The organism is Salinarimonas ramus, assembly GCF_014645695.1.
Classification (GTDB): Bacteria; Pseudomonadota; Alphaproteobacteria; order Rhizobiales; family Beijerinckiaceae; genus Salinarimonas; species Salinarimonas ramus.
Map to the genome: position 1 here is coordinate 58,313 of NZ_BMMF01000002.1, position 16,308 is coordinate 74,620.

17 protein-coding genes are annotated in these 16,308 nt (G+C 70.1%); 11 read left to right on the top strand and 6 right to left on the bottom strand.

All coding sequences use genetic code 11. The features are described 5' to 3' along the window. Positions 1 to 3 precede the first annotated feature (3 nt). Positions 4 to 1,224 carry an MFS transporter gene (locus tag IEX89_RS02620; protein WP_188909274.1) on the bottom strand — a complete coding sequence of 407 codons (1,221 nt, stop codon included), beginning with the start codon at positions 1,222 to 1,224 and terminating at the stop codon, positions 4 to 6. Positions 1,225 to 1,276: 52 nt separating this feature from the next. Further along, positions 1,277 to 2,347 carry a PilZ domain-containing protein gene (locus IEX89_RS02625; RefSeq protein ID WP_188909276.1) on the bottom strand — a complete coding sequence of 357 codons (1,071 nt, stop codon included), beginning with the start codon at positions 2,345 to 2,347 and terminating at the stop codon, positions 1,277 to 1,279. Between the two features lie 172 nt (positions 2,348 to 2,519). On the opposite strand from IEX89_RS02625, the gene IEX89_RS02630 reads away from it, so the two are divergent. Together IEX89_RS02630 and IEX89_RS02635 are read left to right on the top strand one after the other, a co-directional pair. Beyond that, positions 2,520 to 2,858 carry a rhodanese-like domain-containing protein gene (locus IEX89_RS02630; protein WP_188909278.1) on the top strand — a complete coding sequence of 113 codons (339 nt, stop codon included), beginning with the start codon at positions 2,520 to 2,522 and terminating at the stop codon, positions 2,856 to 2,858. An 82-nt stretch (positions 2,859 to 2,940) separates the two neighbouring features. After that, complete coding sequence (locus IEX89_RS02635; RefSeq protein ID WP_188909280.1) at positions 2,941 to 5,226, top strand: xanthine dehydrogenase family protein molybdopterin-binding subunit; 2,286 nt, start codon at positions 2,941 to 2,943, stop codon at positions 5,224 to 5,226. Positions 5,227 to 5,304: 78 nt separating this feature from the next. Here the strand turns inward: IEX89_RS02635 and IEX89_RS02640 are convergent, their stop codons facing one another. From IEX89_RS02640 to IEX89_RS02650, 3 genes are all read right to left on the bottom strand, one after another. Continuing rightward, a complete protein-coding gene (locus IEX89_RS02640; RefSeq protein ID WP_188909282.1) occupies positions 5,305 to 5,916 on the bottom strand; it encodes a LysE family translocator in 612 nt (203 codons plus the stop codon). A 122-nt stretch (positions 5,917 to 6,038) separates the two neighbouring features. Continuing rightward, the gene (locus IEX89_RS24325; RefSeq protein WP_244645071.1) at positions 6,039 to 6,212 is read right to left on the bottom strand and encodes an excalibur calcium-binding domain-containing protein; all 174 of its coding nucleotides are present in this window, start codon (positions 6,210 to 6,212) and stop codon (positions 6,039 to 6,041) included. A gap of 208 nt (positions 6,213 to 6,420) precedes the next feature. Continuing rightward, positions 6,421 to 7,137: an HAD hydrolase-like protein gene (locus tag IEX89_RS02650; RefSeq protein ID WP_188909286.1), complete on the bottom strand. Its 717-nt coding sequence runs from the start codon at positions 7,135 to 7,137 to the stop codon at positions 6,421 to 6,423. Between the two features lie 166 nt (positions 7,138 to 7,303). Between IEX89_RS02650 and IEX89_RS02655 the strand changes: the two genes are divergently transcribed. Further along, positions 7,304 to 7,843, top strand: coding sequence for a VOC family protein (locus tag IEX89_RS02655; RefSeq protein ID WP_188909287.1), 540 nt, complete (start codon positions 7,304 to 7,306; stop codon positions 7,841 to 7,843). 7 nt (positions 7,844 to 7,850) lie between these two features. Here the strand turns inward: IEX89_RS02655 and IEX89_RS02660 are convergent, their stop codons facing one another. Continuing rightward, a complete protein-coding gene (locus IEX89_RS02660; protein ID WP_188909288.1) occupies positions 7,851 to 8,615 on the bottom strand; it encodes an alpha/beta hydrolase in 765 nt (254 codons plus the stop codon). Between the two features lie 299 nt (positions 8,616 to 8,914). On the opposite strand from IEX89_RS02660, the gene IEX89_RS02665 reads away from it, so the two are divergent. The 8 genes from IEX89_RS02665 to IEX89_RS02700 all read left to right on the top strand — a co-directional run bounded on the left by IEX89_RS02665 (position 8,915) and on the right by IEX89_RS02700 (position 16,304). Then, positions 8,915 to 10,075, top strand: a complete 1,161-nt coding sequence (locus IEX89_RS02665; RefSeq protein WP_188909290.1) for a cysteine desulfurase family protein — start codon at positions 8,915 to 8,917, stop codon at positions 10,073 to 10,075. A 62-nt stretch (positions 10,076 to 10,137) separates the two neighbouring features. Further along, positions 10,138 to 11,610 carry a Fe-S cluster assembly protein SufB gene (gene sufB / locus IEX89_RS02670; protein WP_188909292.1) on the top strand — a complete coding sequence of 491 codons (1,473 nt, stop codon included), beginning with the start codon at positions 10,138 to 10,140 and terminating at the stop codon, positions 11,608 to 11,610. A gap of 114 nt (positions 11,611 to 11,724) precedes the next feature. Then, positions 11,725 to 12,477 (top strand): Fe-S cluster assembly ATPase SufC, encoded by a 753-nt coding sequence (sufC, locus tag IEX89_RS02675; protein WP_188909294.1) that lies wholly within the window; start codon positions 11,725 to 11,727, stop codon positions 12,475 to 12,477. Next, positions 12,477 to 13,781: a Fe-S cluster assembly protein SufD gene (gene sufD / locus IEX89_RS02680; RefSeq protein WP_188909296.1), complete on the top strand. Its 1,305-nt coding sequence runs from the start codon at positions 12,477 to 12,479 to the stop codon at positions 13,779 to 13,781. The genes sufC and sufD overlap by 1 nt, the downstream gene beginning before the upstream one ends. 62 nt (positions 13,782 to 13,843) lie before the next feature. Continuing rightward, positions 13,844 to 15,097 carry a cysteine desulfurase gene (locus IEX89_RS02685; protein ID WP_188909298.1) on the top strand — a complete coding sequence of 418 codons (1,254 nt, stop codon included), beginning with the start codon at positions 13,844 to 13,846 and terminating at the stop codon, positions 15,095 to 15,097. Positions 15,098 to 15,143: 46 nt separating this feature from the next. After that, on the top strand, positions 15,144 to 15,521 hold the full coding sequence (locus tag IEX89_RS02690; protein WP_188910029.1) for an SUF system Fe-S cluster assembly protein: 378 nt from the start codon (positions 15,144 to 15,146) through the stop codon (positions 15,519 to 15,521). Between the two features lie 37 nt (positions 15,522 to 15,558). Then, positions 15,559 to 15,972: an HI0074 family nucleotidyltransferase substrate-binding subunit gene (locus IEX89_RS02695; RefSeq protein WP_188909300.1), complete on the top strand. Its 414-nt coding sequence runs from the start codon at positions 15,559 to 15,561 to the stop codon at positions 15,970 to 15,972. Then, positions 15,969 to 16,304, top strand: a complete 336-nt coding sequence (locus tag IEX89_RS02700) for a nucleotidyltransferase family protein (protein ID WP_188909302.1) — start codon at positions 15,969 to 15,971, stop codon at positions 16,302 to 16,304. The genes IEX89_RS02695 and IEX89_RS02700 overlap by 4 nt, the downstream gene beginning before the upstream one ends. The last annotated feature ends 4 nt before the right edge of the window (positions 16,305 to 16,308 follow it).

Genomic DNA, 16,308 nt, shown 5'->3' on the forward strand with positions numbered 1-16,308 from the left:
TCCTCAGGCGGTGCGGCGCTCGAGCACCGCGTTGAGCGCGATCAGCGCCAGCACCGTCGCGACCAGCATGACCGGGATCGCCTCGAGCGAAAGCACGTCCGCCAGCACGCCGCCGAGCGCGGGGAAGATCACGCCGCCCAGCATGGCGGCGGAGACCTGGAAGCCGACCGCATGCGCGGTCAGCGCTTCGCCGAGGCGTGCGGGCGTGCGCGACATCAGCATCGGGAAGATCGGCGCGCAGGCGAGGCCGAGCAGCACGATGCCGGCGAGCGAGAGCGCCGTCGGCGCGAAGGCGAAGGCGGCGGCGCCGACGGCCATGCCCAGCAGGCCCAGGCGAACCGAGCGGTCCTCCCCGATCCGGTCCGCGAAGAGGCCGAAAGCGACGCGACCCACGAAAAGCCCGCCCCAGAAGAGGCCCGTCATCGTCCCGGCGAGCTCGACGGAAAGCCCCCTGCCCTCGGTCAGGACGGCGAAGATCCACAGGCCCGCGCCGAACTCGACGCCGACATAGAGGCAGAACATCGCGACCTGCAGCTGGACGAGCGGATTGGCCAGCGCCCCGCGCGTCGTCACGCGCGTCTGCGGCGGCGCGCCCTCCGCCGCGATCGGCTCGCCCGCATCCGCGCGCCAGAGGCCCCGCGTCGAGAGGAAGAGCAGCGCCATCGCGCCCATGATGACGGCGATGGCAGCGTAGCCGAGCCGCCAGGTGTCGGTGGCCAGGATCGCGCCCGTCATCAGCAGCGGCCCGCACGCGGCCCCGAAGCCGAAGGCGGCGTGGAGCCAGTTCATGTGGCGCGCGGAAAAGCGCTTGGCCGCGTAGGCGTTCAGCCCCGAATCGATCGCGCCCGAGCCGAGCCCGACGAGGGGCGCCGCCGCGAGGAAGACCGGGAAGGCCGGCGCCGCCGCCACCGCGACGAGGGCCGCCGCGACGAGCCCGGTGCTGCCCGCGAGCAGCCGGCCGACGCCGAAGGCCTCGAGCAGGCGCCCCGCGAAGAACGACGAGACGAAGAAGCCGCTCGCCGTGCCCGCCATGACGAGCCCGAGCCCGCTCTGCGGCAGCCCGAAGGCTTCGCGCACGAAGGGCCAGGAGACGCCGTGGGCGGCGTCCGGCAGAGCCAGCGAGACGAAGCCGAGATAGGCGACGACGACGAGGAGCGCGCGGGGGGCGGCGCGGGCGGACGAGGACACGGGGGAGAGCGCCTTTCGGTCGGGACCGTTCGACACCTAGACCCGCGTGCGGCGCTTGGGAAGCGTCCCGGACGCATCCACGCGGACGTCAGAGGGCGGCGCGCGCCAGCCGCTCGATCGCCGCGGCGGAGCCGGCATTCGCCCCGTGGCGCAAATCGAAGGTGAGGCGCACGCGCCCACCCTCGGCCTCGACGATGGTGCCCGCCAGCGGCGGCACGTCGGCGAGGCGGAAGGAGACCGGCTGGCCGGGCGCGAGCGCGGCCTCGGCATCGAGCTCGACCAGCGCCCCCGTCGTCGAGATGTCCCGCGCGCGCCCGGGGAGAACGCCGGTGGAGACGCGCAAGTCGCAGGCGAGATCCACGGCGACGCGCGCCTGCGCACGCCGCTCGCCGACAGGCGCGGCACGCACCGCCGCGATCAGCCGGTCCGCGAGGTCCCGCACGGCGCGGGCGAGATCCTCCGCCGTCGCCGCGATCCGCCCCGCCACGGCGGCGATCTCGAGGGCGAGGCGGCGCAGGGCGGCCACGTCCCGCGCGCCGCTTTCGGGCGCCGACGCGGAAGCGTCCGCGCCGCGCCGGCGCAGGTCGGCCGCGAGCGCGGCGGTATCGGCCGAACGCTCCTCGATGGTCGCGACCAGCTCCTCGATGCCGGCCCAGGCTTCCGCGAGGATGGCGCCGAGATCGGAGACGCGCCGCGCCGCCTCGCCGAAGCCGCGCGCGGACGCGCCGGCGCGCACGGCCGCGAGCGAGACCGAGAGCGCGGTGGCGGCGACCTCGCCGACGAGGGCCGCGACGGGCGGTGCCGCGAGATCGAGCGCCGGGCGGATGTCGACCTCCGAGAGCCCGTCGAGCGCCTCGGCGATGTCCGCCTCCTCGCGGGCGAGACGGCGGGCCGCGGTACGCGCGCGGGGCGCGAGCTCGTCGAGCGCGTCGGCCTCGCGGCGGATGGCGTAGGCGAGGCGGAACACCGCCTCGCGGGTCTGGGCCGAGACGCCGTCCGCAATCGCGTCCGCCTCGTCGTCGACGCTGCGCCAGGCGACGGCGTGCGCGTCTTCCTGGCGGGTGGGCGTGAGAGTGCTGTCGTCGAGCATCAGGTCGGCGCGGCGCGCCTGCGCCGCCGCGTCGCCGGAAAAGCCGAGCGTCGCGAAGGATCGGCGCATCAGAGCGAACCGGCGTCTGACCTGGAAATCGAGCATGAGGCTCACATGGGGTTTCGGGCGTTGCCACCTTAGCGCCATGACGGTTCCGGAATCCTGAATCGATCGTGGAAAACATCCGATACCGTGCATTTTGTCGCAGATGCACGCCCAGGCAGAAGAGGAGAAAGCCGCCATGCTCACCTTTCCCACCGGCGACGCCCCCGCGCTCACGCGCGACGACGTGAAGACCGGGCTCGCCGAGAACACCATCGCCCTCGTCGACGTGCGCGATCCTCGGGAATTCGCGGAGGGGCACATCCCGGGCGCGATCTCGCATCCGCTCGACGGCTTCGATCCGACCCGCCTGCCGCGGGACGAGCGGCGCATCGTCTTCACCTGCTCGGCCGGCGTGCGCTCGCAGCACGCGGCGCATCTCGCGCAGGCCGAGGGCATCGTCGATGCGGGGCACTATCAGGGCGGCTTCCAGGATTGGATCATGGCAGGGGAGCCGGTGGAGCGCGAGGGCGCCTGAGCCGGCTTTGAATCGTTTCGGTTGACAAGCGCGTACGGTGCGCCACCCTGGGCACATGTTCCCTTTCTCACCGGAGAGTGCCATGCGCCCCATGAAGTTCGGCGTCGGTCAGGCCGTTCGTCGCGTCGAGGACGTGCGCTTCGTCACCGGGACCGGCCGCTACACGGACGACATCGCGCCCGCGGGCCAGCTCCACGCCGTGATGGTCCGCAGCCCCTATGCGAGCGCGACCCTGCACGTCGGCGATCTCGCTGCCGTCCGCGCCATGCCCGGCGTGAAGCTCGTCCTCGCGGCGGGCGACGTCGAGGCGCTCGGCCCGATGCCCTGCCTCGGCCCCGCCCGCAACGCCGACGGCACGAAGATGGGCCTGCCGACCTATCCCGTGATCGCCACCGACCGCGTGCGGCACGTGGGCGACGTCGTCGGCATGGTGGTCGCGCAGACGCTGGCGCAGGCGCGCGAAGCCGCGGACGCCTTCCCGGCGGAGTACGAGGCCGAGGATGCGATCGTCGGCATCGCCGGCGCGGAAGCACAGGACGCCAAGGCGGTCTGGCCGGAATTCGGGACGAATCTCGCCTACGACGCCTCCGTGGGCGACGCGCCGGGAACGCAGGCCGCGTTCGCGAAGGCGGATCGGGTCGTCTCGCTCACCCTCGTCAACAACCGCCTCGTGACGAACTATCTCGAGCCGCGCGCCTGCCTCGCCGAGATCGAGGAGGGCACGGGCCGGCTCGTCCTCACCGTCGGCTCGCAGGGCAGCCACGACGTCCGCGACGTCGTGGCGCGCGTGATGGGCCGCGATGCCGCGACGATCCGCGTGGTGACGCCGGACGTCGGCGGCGGCTTCGGCACGAAGCTGTTCACGACCCGCGAATACCCGCTGTGCGCCTTCGCCGCCGAGCGTCTTGGCGCGCCCGTGAAGTGGGCGGCCGATCGCGGCGAGCATTTCGTCGGCGACTCGCAGGGCCGCGACAACCGCACCCTGGCCGAGATGGCGCTCGACGCCGACGGGCGCTTCCTCGCCATGCGGGTCACGATCGACGCCGACATGGGCGCCTACCTCTCGCAGTTCGCGCCCTCGATCCCCGTCGGCGGCGCCTACATGACGCCGGGCGCCTACGACATCCCCGTCGTCCACGCCCGCATCCGCGGCTGGTACACGAACACGGTGCCCGTCGACGCCTATCGCGGCGCGGGGCGGCCGGAGGCGGCCTACGTCGTCGAGCGCCTCGTCGATCACATCGCCCGCGAGATCGGCACGACGCCCGACGCGCTGCGGGCGAAGAACTTCATCCGTCCCGAGCAGATGCCCTACCGCACCGCGACGGGGCGCACCTACGACAGCGGCGAGTTCGAGGCCCACCTGCGCGGGGCCATGGAGATCGCCGGCTGGGAGGGCTTCGAGGCACGCGCGGCCGAGGCGCGCGAGCGCGGCAAGGCGCGCGGCATCGGGCTCGCCTCCTACATCGAGGCCTGCGCCTCCGGATCGCCGGAGGACGCGATGGTGCGCATCGAGCCGGACGGGACGGCGCTCGTGACGGTCGGCACGCAATCGAGCGGCCAGGGGCACCTGACCGCCTACGCGCAGCTCGTCTCGCAGCATCTCGACCTGCCGGTGGAGAAGATCCGCGTGCTGCAGGGCGACACCGATGTCGTCGCGACCGGCGGCGGCACGGGCGGCTCGCGCTCGATCCCCGTCGGCGGCGCGGCGGTGGCGGGCGCCTCCGAGCTCGTGGCGAACCGTCTGCGCGAGCTCGCCTCAGAGGCGCTGGAGGCCTCCGCGGCCGACCTGGAGATCGCCGAGGGCACCGTGCGCGTCGCGGGCACCGACCGCGCGATCGGCTTCGCCGAGCTCGCCGCCAAGGCGCCCGACGGGATCGCGGCGACGCACGGCTACAAGCCGCCCGCCGCGACCTATCCCAACGGCACGCACGTCTGCGAGGTCGAGGTCGACCCCGACACGGGCACGGTGGACGTCGTCGCCTATTCCATCGTCGACGATTTCGGCGTGACCCTGAACCCGCTCCTCCTCGCCGGCCAGGTTCACGGCGGCGTCGTGCAGGGCATCGGCCAGGCGCTGCAGGAGCACGTCGTCTACGACGAGGGCGGCCAGCTCGTGACCGCCTCGTTCATGGACTACCAGATGCCGCGCGCGGCTGACGTGCCGAACTTCGTCTTCGAGACCCGCAACGTACCCTGCGCCACCAACGTGCTCGGCGTGAAAGGCGCGGGCGAGGCGGGCACGATCGGCGCGGCGCCCGCCGTCATGAACGCCCTCGTCGACGCCCTCGCCCGCGGCTTCGGCGTGACGCATATCGACATGCCGGCGACCCCGCAGGCCGTGTTCGCGGCGATCCACCGGCGCTGAGGCGCTCAGCCGGCGCCCGAACCGCGGGCCCGCGCCGACGAGGCGCGGGCCCGCTTTGCTTTCGTTCGTGCCGGCGCGTCAGCGCTCGGCCAGCGCGAGGCGCAGGCCCAGCAGCCCGAAGGCGCCGGCGAAGCCGCGCTTGAGCCAGGTGACGACCCTCGGCTTCGCGATCACGTAGGAGCGCGTCGCCGAGGCGAAGGCGCCGTAGCCGACGAAGACGATGAAGGTCAGCGCCATGAAGACGAGGGCGAGACCCAGCATCGTCAGCGTCGCGTTCGGCGTGCCCGCCGGCACGAATTGCGGCAGGAAGGCGAGGAAGAACAGCGACAGCTTCGGGTTGAGGATGTTCAGGAGAAAGCCGTTGCGGACGATCTTCAGCGCGGGCGTCGGCGCCTTGTTCTCGGAGACCTCGAGCGCTCCGCCCTCGCGCAGCATGCTGAACGCCATCCACAGGAGATAAGCGACGCCGAGATACTTCACGATCTGGAAGGCGAGCGCGCTGGTGTGCAGGAGGGCCGCGAGGCCGACGATGCTGGCTGCGATGTGCGGGACGATGCCCAAGGTGCAGCCGATCGCGGCCAGCACGCTCGCGCGCCAGCCGCGGCCGAGGCCGTAGGCGAGCGTGTAGAGGACGCCCGTCCCGGGCAGGAGGATGACGATCAAGGAGGTGAGGAGATAGTCGAGGCTCACGAGGCGCGCTCCCGTTGCGGATACGCCAGCTGATCACGTGCGGGCTGCTTCTGCAACGCGACCGTCGTGCGCTACGCGTTTTCCCACCCCTCCCCTCGCCTCGCCTCGCTCGCTCGTCCCGCTCAGCAGCCGATGGCGCGGCGGATCTCGTCCACCTGGCGGCGGGACCGGCAGACGGTCTCGCAGGGAATGCCGTCGCCGTCGCCGTCGGCGCGCCGATAGCCGTCGCACCACATGATGACGGCCTCCTCGCAGGTTCGCGCGGAGCTGCAGGTCCGGCGCTGCGCGAGCAGCATGGGAGCGCTCTCGCCGGCGGCGCGCAGAGTCATCGGGGCGGAGACGTCGGTCGCGGTGCCGAGAGAGGCGGCGGAGACGGCCGACGGAGCGGCCAACAGTGCGAAAGCCGCCAAGGCGAACGCGCAGGAGATGTATCGCATGAGAGAACCCCCAGGTTTTTGACACCAGAGGTTTTATCAAGTCGCGTTCTTCGCACAACCAGTAAATCTACCTACGCGCGAAACGCCTCGCCTGCGCAACCTCGGCCGTGGCGGGTACCAGCGCCTCGACGATGTCGGCCGGCGTCGCGAACAAACGAACCGGGCGGGTGGCACGCAGGATCGCGTCGGGGTCGTTGTATCCCCACGACACGGCGCCGAAGGCGAGGCCGGCGGCGGCCGCCGCCTCGCCGTCGCGGATCTCGTCGCCGATGCAGATCACGCGCTCCGGCGCGACCCGCGCGCGCCGCGTCACCGCGCGGAACACGCGCGCCTTGCCGAAGAGCTTCGCGCCGCAGGCGAAATGCGTGACGAGGGCGGCGTCCCGTGGCCCCAGCGCCCGCCGCACGGCGGCTTCGCCGTTGGAGCTGACGAGTGCGAGGACGATCCCCGCCTCGTGGAGCGTGCGCAGCATCGCGCTCGTCCCCGGGAAGAGGGAGATCTGCGTCTCGGCGGCGCGGGCGTGGACGTGGCGGGCGATGAGCGGCAGCTTCCAGGCGGGGATGCGCAGGCGTGCGACGATCTCGCGGGCCGAGAGCCCGCGCATGGCCTCTACGTCGAGCGGTCGTGGCAGCTCCACGTCGAATCGCGCGGCGAGCTCTTCCAGGATGCCGAGAAACCACGGCAGCGTGTCCGCCAGCGTCCCGTCGAAGTCGAAGACGGCGAGCGACCACGGTGCTCGCGCGAGCGGAGCGACGGCGTCGGCGGGGATCGGTCCCGTCTGCATGGCGGCCTCCTGCGACGATTGTGCGCCGCACAAGGTATTCGCGCAAGAACACGCCGCATCCGGACGGACCCCGACCGGCGAGAAGACTTTGCACCGATGCAATTGATTCGACCGAACTGGAGGCGCATTATCCGCACATCGGCAACCAACCAAGCGGATGCCCACCATGTCCAGCGCAGTTTCACACGAGGCGAGCGCCGCGCTCGCACCCATCAGCCCGGCTCCCGAGCCCATCGCCGCGGGCGCACGGATCGGGCACGTGCACCTGAAGGTCTCCGACCTCGACCGGGCGCTCACCTTCTATCGCGACGTGCTCGGCTTCTCGCTGATGCAGCGCTACGGCCGCGACGCGGCCTTCGTCTCGGCCGGCGGCTACCATCATCACATCGGGCTCAACACCTGGCAGAGCCGCGGCGGCGGACGTCCGGCGCCGGGCACGACGGGGCTCTTCCACGTCGCGATCCTCTATCCCACCCGCGCGGACCTCGCGCGTGCGGTGCGACGCATCGTGGAGGCCGGCGTGCCGCTGGCGGGCGCCTCCGATCACGGCGTCAGCGAGGCGGTGTACCTGGAGGATCCGGACGGCAACGGGATCGAGCTCTACGTCGATCGCGCACCCGACGAATGGCCGCGCGACGAGACCGGCGCGCTCGCCATGACGACGCGCCGGCTCGACATGGAAGATCTGCTCGCGCAAGCGGAGTGAGGGCGCCTCAGCCCTCCCCGCGGCCCTCTTCCGGCTCGCCCGCGGGCGCGGGCAGCGCGCTCGCGGCGGCGGCGGCCTCCGCCTCCTCGCTCGGCACGGCCGGCGGCGGCTGGTTCGCCGCCTCCTCGGTCTTGGGACCGACGCGCCGGTCGAGATAGAGGCCGACCTCTTCCATCAAGGTCTCGATCTTGCCGTCGAAGAAGTGGTTCGCGCCGTCGATCACGGCGTGCTCGATCTGGATGCCCTTCTGGGTCTTCACCTTCTCGATGACGGCCATGACCTCCTTGACCGGAGCGACGCGATCCTCCGAGCCGTGGACGAAGAGGCCCGAGGACGGGCACGGGGCGAGGAACGAGAAGTCGTAGCGGTTCGCCATGGCGCCGATGGAGATGAAGCCCTCGATCTCGGGGCGGCGCATCAGGAGCTGCATGCCGATCCATGCGCCGAAGGAGACGCCGGCGATCCAGCAGGAGCGCGCGTCCGGGTTCACCGACTGCGCCCAGTCGAGGGCGGCGGCCGCGTCCGAGAGCTCGCCCGCGCCGTGGTCGAAGGCGCCCTGCGAGCGGCCCACCCCGCGAAAGTTGAAGCGCAGGACGGAGAAGCCGCGCTGCACGAAATCATAGTAGAGGTTGTAGACGATCTGGTTGTTCATCGTCCCGCCGAATTGCGGGTGCGGGTGCAGCACGATCGCGATCGGCGCGCCCTTCTTCTTGGAGGGCTGGTAGCGACCCTCGAGCCGCCCGGCGGGGCCGGCGAAAATTACCTCAGGCATGCATCGTCCTCTCGACCGTGGGCGCGAAGACCGTCGCGAAACGGCTCGCGTCCGCGCGCACCGCGGAACGCGGGAAACCGCGTAGGCGAGCCTTGACTTGGCCGCACACGCCTCCCTAAATCACTCTTAGAATAATTCTAACCGCTTAGAACCGTTCTAAAGTGAGCGTCGCCCGCGGTCCCGGCGGACCGTCGTGATGTGGTGGCGAGCCTGTAGCACGGCAAGCGGGGTGAAGAGCAAGGCTTTCGTCGCGCACCCGCCGCGGCGAACGCCGTCAGGAGCCGAGAGCGAAGACACGCATGCGCGAGCGCCTCTATCTCGACTGGAACGCGACCGCCCCCTTGCGGGACGAGGCGGCGCGTGCGCTCGTCGAGGCGCTGGCGCGCACGGGCAACGCCTCCTCCGTTCACGCCGAGGGCCGCGCCGCGCGCGCGGCGCTGGAGGAGGCCAGGGCCGAGGTCGCCGCGCTCGTCGAGGCGCCGGCGGCGGCAGTGGTCTTCACGAGCGGCGGCTCGGAGGCGAACAATCTCGTCCTCGCGCCGGGCTTCCGCCGGGCCGGCGGCGAGCGGGCCGAGCTCCTGCTCGTCGGCGCGGGCGAGCACCCTTGCGTCCTCGACGGCCACCGATTCCCGGCCGAGGCGGTGGAGCGTATCCCGCTCGATTCGCGCGGCGTGGCCGATCTCGCCTGGCTCGAGGCGCGGCTTTCCGCGCATGGCGGGCGTCCGGCCCTGGTCTCCCTGCAGCTCGCCAACAACGAGACCGGGGTGATCCAGCCGGTCGCAGAGGCCGCACGGATCGCACGCGCCCATGGCGCGTTGATCCACACTGACGCCGTTCAGGCGCCGGGCAAGACGGCGGTCTCCATACGGGATCTCGGCGTCGACGCCATGACGCTCTCCGCCCACAAGATCGGCGGGCCGCAGGGTGCCGGCGCGCTCGTTCTGGCGTCGGAGGGCTACGCGCTCGATCGCCTCGTGCGCGGCGGCGGGCAGGAGCGCGGCCATCGCGCGGGCACCGAGAACGTGCCGGCGCTCGTCGCCTTCGGCGCCGCCGCACGCGCGGCTCGCGAGAACGCAGAAGTCGAGACGGCGCATCTCGCGCGCCTCGGCGACGCCTTCGCCGCGGCGATCCGCGAAAAGGCGCCCGGTGCCGTGATCTTCGGCGAGGGCGCGCCGCGGCTCGCCGGCACGGTGCTCTTCGCAGTCCCCGGCCTTCGGGCCGAGACGGCCTTGATCGCCTTCGACCTCGCGGGCGTCGCGCTCTCGTCGGGCTCGGCCTGCTCGTCGGGCAAGGTGAAGCGCTCGCACGTGCTCGACGCCATGGGCATCGAGCCGGTGCTGGCCGAGGGGGCGATACGGCTCTCGTGCGGTCATGCGACGCGTGAGGATGCCGTGATCCATTTCGCGTCGGTTCTCGAAGACCTAGAGGAAAGACGTGCACGCCGCGCTCGCGCGGCATGATCGATGTTCGAGTTCGAGGAAAAGCCGTTCCGCGGTCCTTGAAACCGTGAGAGGAGGGTGACATGCCGGCAGTTCAGGAGACGATCGATCGCGTCAAGGCGATCGACGTAGATCAGTACAAGTATGGATTCGAGACGATCCTCGAGGTCGACAAGGCGCCCAAGGGCCTCTCCGAGGATATCATCCGCTTCATTTCCGCGAAGAAAGGCGAGCCCGCCTGGATGCTCGACTGGCGGCTCGACGCCTACAAGCGTTGGCAGACGATGCAGGAGCCTAACTGGGCTCGCGTATCCTACGACAAGATCGACTACAACGACATCTACTACTATGCCGCGCCCAAGCTGAATGCAGCGCCCAAGAGCCTCGACGAGGTCGATCCCGAGATCCTCAAGGCCTACGAGAAGCTCGGCATCCCGCTGCGCGAGCAGGAGATCCTGGCCGGCGTCGAGCCGACGAACCGGGTCGCCGTGGACGCCGTGTTCGATTCGGTGTCGGTCGCGACGACGTTCAAGAAGGAGCTCGCCGAGGCGGGCGTGATCTTCTGCTCGATCTCGGAGGCGATCCGCGAGCATCCCGAGCTCGTGCGCAAGTATCTCGGCACGGTCGTTCCCGTGACGGACAACTTCTTCGCGACGCTCAACGCCGCCGTGTTCACGGACGGGACGTTCGTCTACGTGCCCAAGGGCGTGCGCTGCCCGATGGAGCTGTCGACCTACTTCCGCATCAACGAGAAGAATACCGGCCAGTTCGAGCGCACCCTGATCATCGCCGACGAGGGCAGCTACGTCAGCTACCTCGAGGGCTGCACGGCGCCCCAGCGCGACGAGAACCAGCTCCACGCCGCCGTGGTCGAGCTGATCGCGCTCGACGACGCCGAGATCAAGTATTCCACGGTGCAGAACTGGTATCCCGGCGACGCCAACGGCAAGGGCGGCATCTACAACTTCGTGACGAAGCGCGGCGATTGCCGCGGCAAGAACTCCGTCATCACCTGGACCCAGGTGGAGACGGGCTCGGCCATCACCTGGAAGTACCCGTCCTGCATCCTGCGCGGCGACGGCTCGCGCGGCGAGTTCTACTCGATCGCGGTGTCGAACGGCATGCAGCAGGTCGACTCGGGCACCAAGATGATCCATCTCGGCAAGAACACGACGAGCCGGATCATCTCGAAGGGCATCTCGGCGGGTCGTTCCCAGAACACCTATCGCGGCCTCGTCTCGGCGCATCGCAAGGCGTCGGGCGCGCGCAACTTCACCAATTGCGACTCGCTGCTGATCGGCAACCAGTGCGGCGCGCACACCGTGCCCTACATCGAATCGAAGAACGCCTCGGCGGTCTTCGAGCACGAGGCGACCACCTCCAAGATCTCCGAGGACCAGCTGTTCTACTGCATGCAGCGCGGCCTCGACGAGGAGGAGGCGACCGCGCTCATCGTCAACGGCTTCGTCAAGGACGTCATCCAGAAGCTGCCGATGGAGTTCGCGGTCGAGGCGCAGAAGCTGATCGCCATCTCGCTCGAGGGCTCGGTGGGCTGATCGCCGGGCTCGCCGCATCGGCCCGGACGGTGCGGGCGCGCCGGGAGACCTCTCCTGCGGCGCGCCCCCGCCCGAGCCGCTCTCGAAGACATCTGAACGTACGGACGTAACGACATGATCGAAATCAAGAATCTCGTCGCCGAGATCGAGGGCAAGCGCATCCTCGACGGCCTGAACCTCACCATCCACGACGGCGAGGTCGCCGCCATCATGGGCCCGAACGGGTCCGGCAAGTCGACGCTCTCCTACATCATCGCCGGCAAGGAGGATTACGAGATCCTCGACGGCGAGGTGCTGCTCGACGGCGAGAACGTCCTCGAGATGGAGCCCTCCGAGCGTGCCGCGGCCGGCGTGTTCCTGGCCTTCCAGTACCCGCTCGAGATCCCCGGCGTCGCAACGATGACCTTCCTCAAGGCCGCGCTCAACGCCCAGCGCCGTGCCCGCGAGGAGACCGAGCTGACGACGCCCGAGTTCATGAAGGCGGTGCAGGACGCCGCCGGCAAGCTCGAGATCCCGCGCGACATGCTCAAGCGCGCGCTCAACGTCGGCTTCTCCGGCGGCGAGAAGAAGCGCATGGAGATCCTCCAGATGGCGCTGCTCGAGCCGCGCTTCTGCATCCTCGACGAGACCGATTCCGGCCTCGACATCGACGCGCTGCGCGTCGTTTCCGAGGGCGTCAACGCGCTGCGCGCGCCCAACCGCTCCTTCCTCGTCATCACCCACTACCAGCGTCTCCTGCAGTACATCGTGCCGGACACTGTGCACGTGATGGCCAACGGCAAGATCATGCGCTCGGGCGGCAAGGAGCTCGCCGAGGAGCTCGAGGCCAACGGCTACGCCGACTACAAGGCCCAGGAGGCCGCGTGATGGCCGAGATCGCGATGATGAAGACGCAGGCGGAGACGGCGCTCGCCGATCTCTTCGCGCGTTCCAAGAGCCTGCTGCCGGGCGACGCCCGCTCGCGCGAGGACGCCTTCCACCGCTTCGCCGTGAAGGGCCTGCCCCACCGGCGCGTGGAAGAGTGGAAGTACACCGACCTGCGCGCGCTGATGCGCGAGGTCGCGCCGCTGGCGGCCAAGCCCGACGCGGCCGCGATCGAGGCCGCGCTCGCGGTCGAGAGCGTCTTCGCGGCGGCCGAGCCGGCGACGATCGCCTTCGTCAACGGCCACCTCGCCAAGGCCGACGCCATGCCCGACGGCGTGGCCGCCGTGTCGCTGGCCCAGGCTCTGGCCGAGGGGCATCCGCTCCTGTCGAAGCTCGGCGCGGTGAGCGATGCCGAAGGCAACGCCGCTTACGCGCTCAATGCCGCCTTCATGACGGACGGCGTGGTGCTGCACGTCACGAAGCGCGTCGAGGGCCGCGTCGCGCTTCGCTTCGTCACGACCGGCGCCTCCGCCGTCTCGACGGCCACCCGCGTCCTCGTCGTCGTGGAGGAGGACGCCGCGATCTCGCTGCTCGAGACGCACGAGAGCGCGAACGGCCTCGCGCACCAGCCCAACGACGTCGTCGAGTTCGTTGTGGGGGATCGCGCCGAGGTCGCCCACGTACGGCTCAACGCCGAGAGCGACGCCGCGCTCGCGCTCTCGACCGTCACCGCCCATCTCGGGGCGCAGGCCGCGTTCGGCTCGCGCAACATCGTGGCCGGCTCCGGCCTCTCGCGCCACCAGGTGTGGATGACCTTCGCCGGCGCGGACACGAAGGGCGCGGTGCGCGGCGCGACCATGCTCGGCGGATCGCAGCACGCCGACACGACGCTCGTCGTCAACCATCTGGCGACGGGCTGCGAGAGCCGGGAGCTGTTCAAGACGGCGATCGACGGACGCGCGACGGGCGTGTTCCAGGGCCGCATCAACGTCGCGCCGCAGGCCCAGAAGACCGACGGCAAGATGATGTCGGCGGCCGTCCTCCTCTCCGAGGAGGGCACGATGATGAACAAGCCGGAGCTCGAGATCTTCGCCGACGACGTGCAGTGCGCCCACGGCGCCACCTGCGGCGAGCTCGACGACGACCTGCTCTTCTACCTCATGGCCCGCGGCCTGCCGCGGCCGGAGGCGGAGGCGCTGCTCATCGAGAGCTTCCTCGGCGAGGCCGTGGAGGAGGATCTCGACGACGCGATCGTCGGCGAGGCGCTCATGGGCATCGTCGAGGCCTGGCTGAAGAAGCGGGGCTGATCGCTCCGCACCCTCACCCCTGCCCTCCTCCCTTTTCGGGAGGAGGGTCACGGAGGCTATCCATGGACACGAAGACGACCGCCCTGCCCTACGACGTCGAGGCCGTGCGCCGGGATTTCCCCATCCTGTCGCAGCAGGTCTACGGCAAGCCGCTCGTCTATCTCGACAACGCCGCCTCCGCGCAGAAGCCGAAGGCCGTGATCGAGGCGATGACGAACGCCATGGAGACGGGCTACGCCAACGTCCATCGCGGCCTCCACTACATGGCGAACGTCGCCACCGAAGGTTTCGAGGCCGCGCGCGAGACCGTGCGCGAATATCTCGGCGCGGCTTCCACGGACGAGATCGTCTTCACCCGCAACGCGACGGAGGCCTACAACCTCGTGGCCGACTGCTTCGGCCGGATGGGCGGCGCGCACGGCATCGGCGAGGGCGACGAGATCGTGCTCTCCATCATGGAGCACCACTCGAACATCGTGCCCTGGCACTTCCTGCGCGAGCGCAAGGGCGCCGTGATCAAGTGGGTGCCGGTGTCGGACGAGGGCGAGTTCCTGTTCGAGGAATACGAGAAGCTGCTTTCGCCGCGCACCAAGATGGTCGCGATCACCCAGATGTCGAACGCGCTCGGCACGGTGACGCCGATGGGTGCGATCATCGAGGCGGCGCACGCCCGCGGCATTCCCGTGCTCGTGGACGGCGCGCAATCGGCCGTGCACATGAACGTGGACGTGCAGGCGCTCGACGCCGACTTCTTCGTCATGACCGGCCACAAGCTCTACGGCCCGACGGGCATCGGCGTCCTCTACGGCAAGAAGGCCTGGCTCGACCGCATGCCGCCCTTCCTCGGCGGCGGCGAGATGATCGACACCGTCACGACCGACAGCGTGTCGTACAACCAGCCGCCGCATCGGTTCGAGGCGGGCACGCCGGCGATCCTCGAGGCGATCGGCCTGGACGCGGCTTTGCGCTACATAATGGCGCTCGGACGCGACACCATCGCCGCCCACGAGGCGATGCTGCGCGACTACGCGCAGGGACGGCTCGGCGAGATGAACTCCATCCGCCTCATCGGCCAAGCCAAAGAGAAGGGCGCGATCTTCTCCTTCGAGATGAAGGGCGCGCACGCCCACGACGTCGCCACCGTCATCGATCGCCAGGGCGTCGCCGTGCGCGCGGGCACGCATTGCGCCATGCCGCTCTTGCAGCGCTTCGGCGTCACCTCCACATGCCGGGCATCGTTCGGGCTCTACAACACGCGCGAGGAAGTCGATATTCTCGTGGATGCCCTGCGCAAGGCCGAAACGTTGTTCGCCTGATCCGAGAGCCATGAATCCCCCGACGAGCGAGACCGCCGTGACCGATATGTCCACTCCCAACGAGCCGCAGGTCGCCACCACGGGCGAGGTCGGCGGCGCCGGCCTGCCTCCGGAGGAGATCGATCGCCTGACCGACGATATCGTCGCGGCGCTCAAGACGGTCTACGACCCCGAGATCCCCGCCGACATCTACGAGCTCGGCCTGATCTACCGCGTGGAGATCTCCGACGAGCGCAAGGTGTCCATCGACATGACCCTCACCTCCCCCGGCTGCCCCGTGGCGGGCGAGATGCCGGGCTGGGTCGAGAACGCCGTCTCCGCCGTGCAGGGCGTGCAGGAGGTCGACGTGCAGATCGTCTTCGATCCGCCTTGGGACCAGAGCCGCATGTCCGACGAGGCTCGAGTCGCCCTCGACATGTGGTGAGCGGGAAGCGGGAGGTGTGGGCGCGGGAGCGGGCCTCATGAGCGATACCAAGCCAGACATCACGCTGCTGTCACGGGCGCTGGAGCGCCTGATCGAGGGATGGGCGCGCTACGAGGCGGATACGAGCGACATCCAGATTCGCGACGGGCTCGTGCAGCGCTTCGAGTTCACCTACGAGATCGCCCACAAAAGCCTCAAGCGCTATCTGGAATACGCATCGCCGAACCCCGAAACCGTCGATGCGATGACGTTTTCCGAGCTGATCCGCACGGCGTCGGAGCAGGGCCTCCTGCTGGGGGAATGGCCGGAATGGCGGACGTTCCGCGAGATGCGCGGCAAGACCAGCCACGCCTATTCGGAACGCGTGGCGCTCGAGGTGGTGGCCGGCATCCCTCGCTTCATCGACGAGGCGCGCGTGCTGCGCGACAGGCTGGCGGGGCGGCTCGCATGATTGTGGATGAGCGCGTCCTCGATCTTGCGCCGGCGCATGCGAAGATCGTCCGCGCGATCCTCGCCGACCACGTTCCCGATCGCACGGTGCTCGCCTTCGGATCGCGAACGCGCGCGACGTCCAAGCGCTATTCGGACCTCGATCTCGTCGTCATGGGCGACGAGCCGCTTCCTCTCGCGGAAATGGCTGCCTTGGCGGAGGCCTTCGACGTGTCGGACCTGCCGTTCAAGGTGGACGTCGTGAGCTGGGCGACGATGGAAGACGGGTTCCGCGCCGTGGTGAGTCGCGACGCGGTGCCGGTGCACCGGCCTGCCGGCGTGAACACTCAATAAGGAA

Bases quoted from the DNA above. Each gene is read 5' to 3' on its own strand.
- IEX89_RS02625 (WP_188909276.1), bottom strand. From the start codon at position 2,347: ATGCGCCGATCCTTCGCGACGCTCGGCTTTTCCGGCGACGCGGCGGCG.
- IEX89_RS02630 (WP_188909278.1), top strand. From the start codon at position 2,520: ATGCTCACCTTTCCCACCGGCGACGCCCCCGCGCTCACGCGCGACGAC.
- IEX89_RS02635 (WP_188909280.1), top strand. From the start codon at position 2,941: ATGCGCCCCATGAAGTTCGGCGTCGGTCAGGCCGTTCGTCGCGTCGAG.
- IEX89_RS24325 (WP_244645071.1), bottom strand. From the start codon at position 6,212: ATGCTGCTCGCGCAGCGCCGGACCTGCAGCTCCGCGCGAACCTGCGAG.
- IEX89_RS02650 (WP_188909286.1), bottom strand. From the start codon at position 7,137: ATGCAGACGGGACCGATCCCCGCCGACGCCGTCGCTCCGCTCGCGCGA.
- IEX89_RS02655 (WP_188909287.1), top strand. From the start codon at position 7,304: ATGTCCAGCGCAGTTTCACACGAGGCGAGCGCCGCGCTCGCACCCATC.
- IEX89_RS02660 (WP_188909288.1), bottom strand. From the start codon at position 8,615: ATGCCTGAGGTAATTTTCGCCGGCCCCGCCGGGCGGCTCGAGGGTCGC.
- IEX89_RS02665 (WP_188909290.1), top strand. From the start codon at position 8,915: ATGCGCGAGCGCCTCTATCTCGACTGGAACGCGACCGCCCCCTTGCGG.
- sufB (WP_188909292.1), top strand. From the start codon at position 10,138: ATGCCGGCAGTTCAGGAGACGATCGATCGCGTCAAGGCGATCGACGTA.
- sufC (WP_188909294.1), top strand. From the start codon at position 11,725: ATGATCGAAATCAAGAATCTCGTCGCCGAGATCGAGGGCAAGCGCATC.
- sufD (WP_188909296.1), top strand. From the start codon at position 12,477: ATGGCCGAGATCGCGATGATGAAGACGCAGGCGGAGACGGCGCTCGCC.
- IEX89_RS02685 (WP_188909298.1), top strand. From the start codon at position 13,844: ATGGACACGAAGACGACCGCCCTGCCCTACGACGTCGAGGCCGTGCGC.
- IEX89_RS02690 (WP_188910029.1), top strand. From the start codon at position 15,144: ATGTCCACTCCCAACGAGCCGCAGGTCGCCACCACGGGCGAGGTCGGC.
- IEX89_RS02695 (WP_188909300.1), top strand. From the start codon at position 15,559: ATGAGCGATACCAAGCCAGACATCACGCTGCTGTCACGGGCGCTGGAG.
- IEX89_RS02700 (WP_188909302.1), top strand. From the start codon at position 15,969: ATGATTGTGGATGAGCGCGTCCTCGATCTTGCGCCGGCGCATGCGAAG.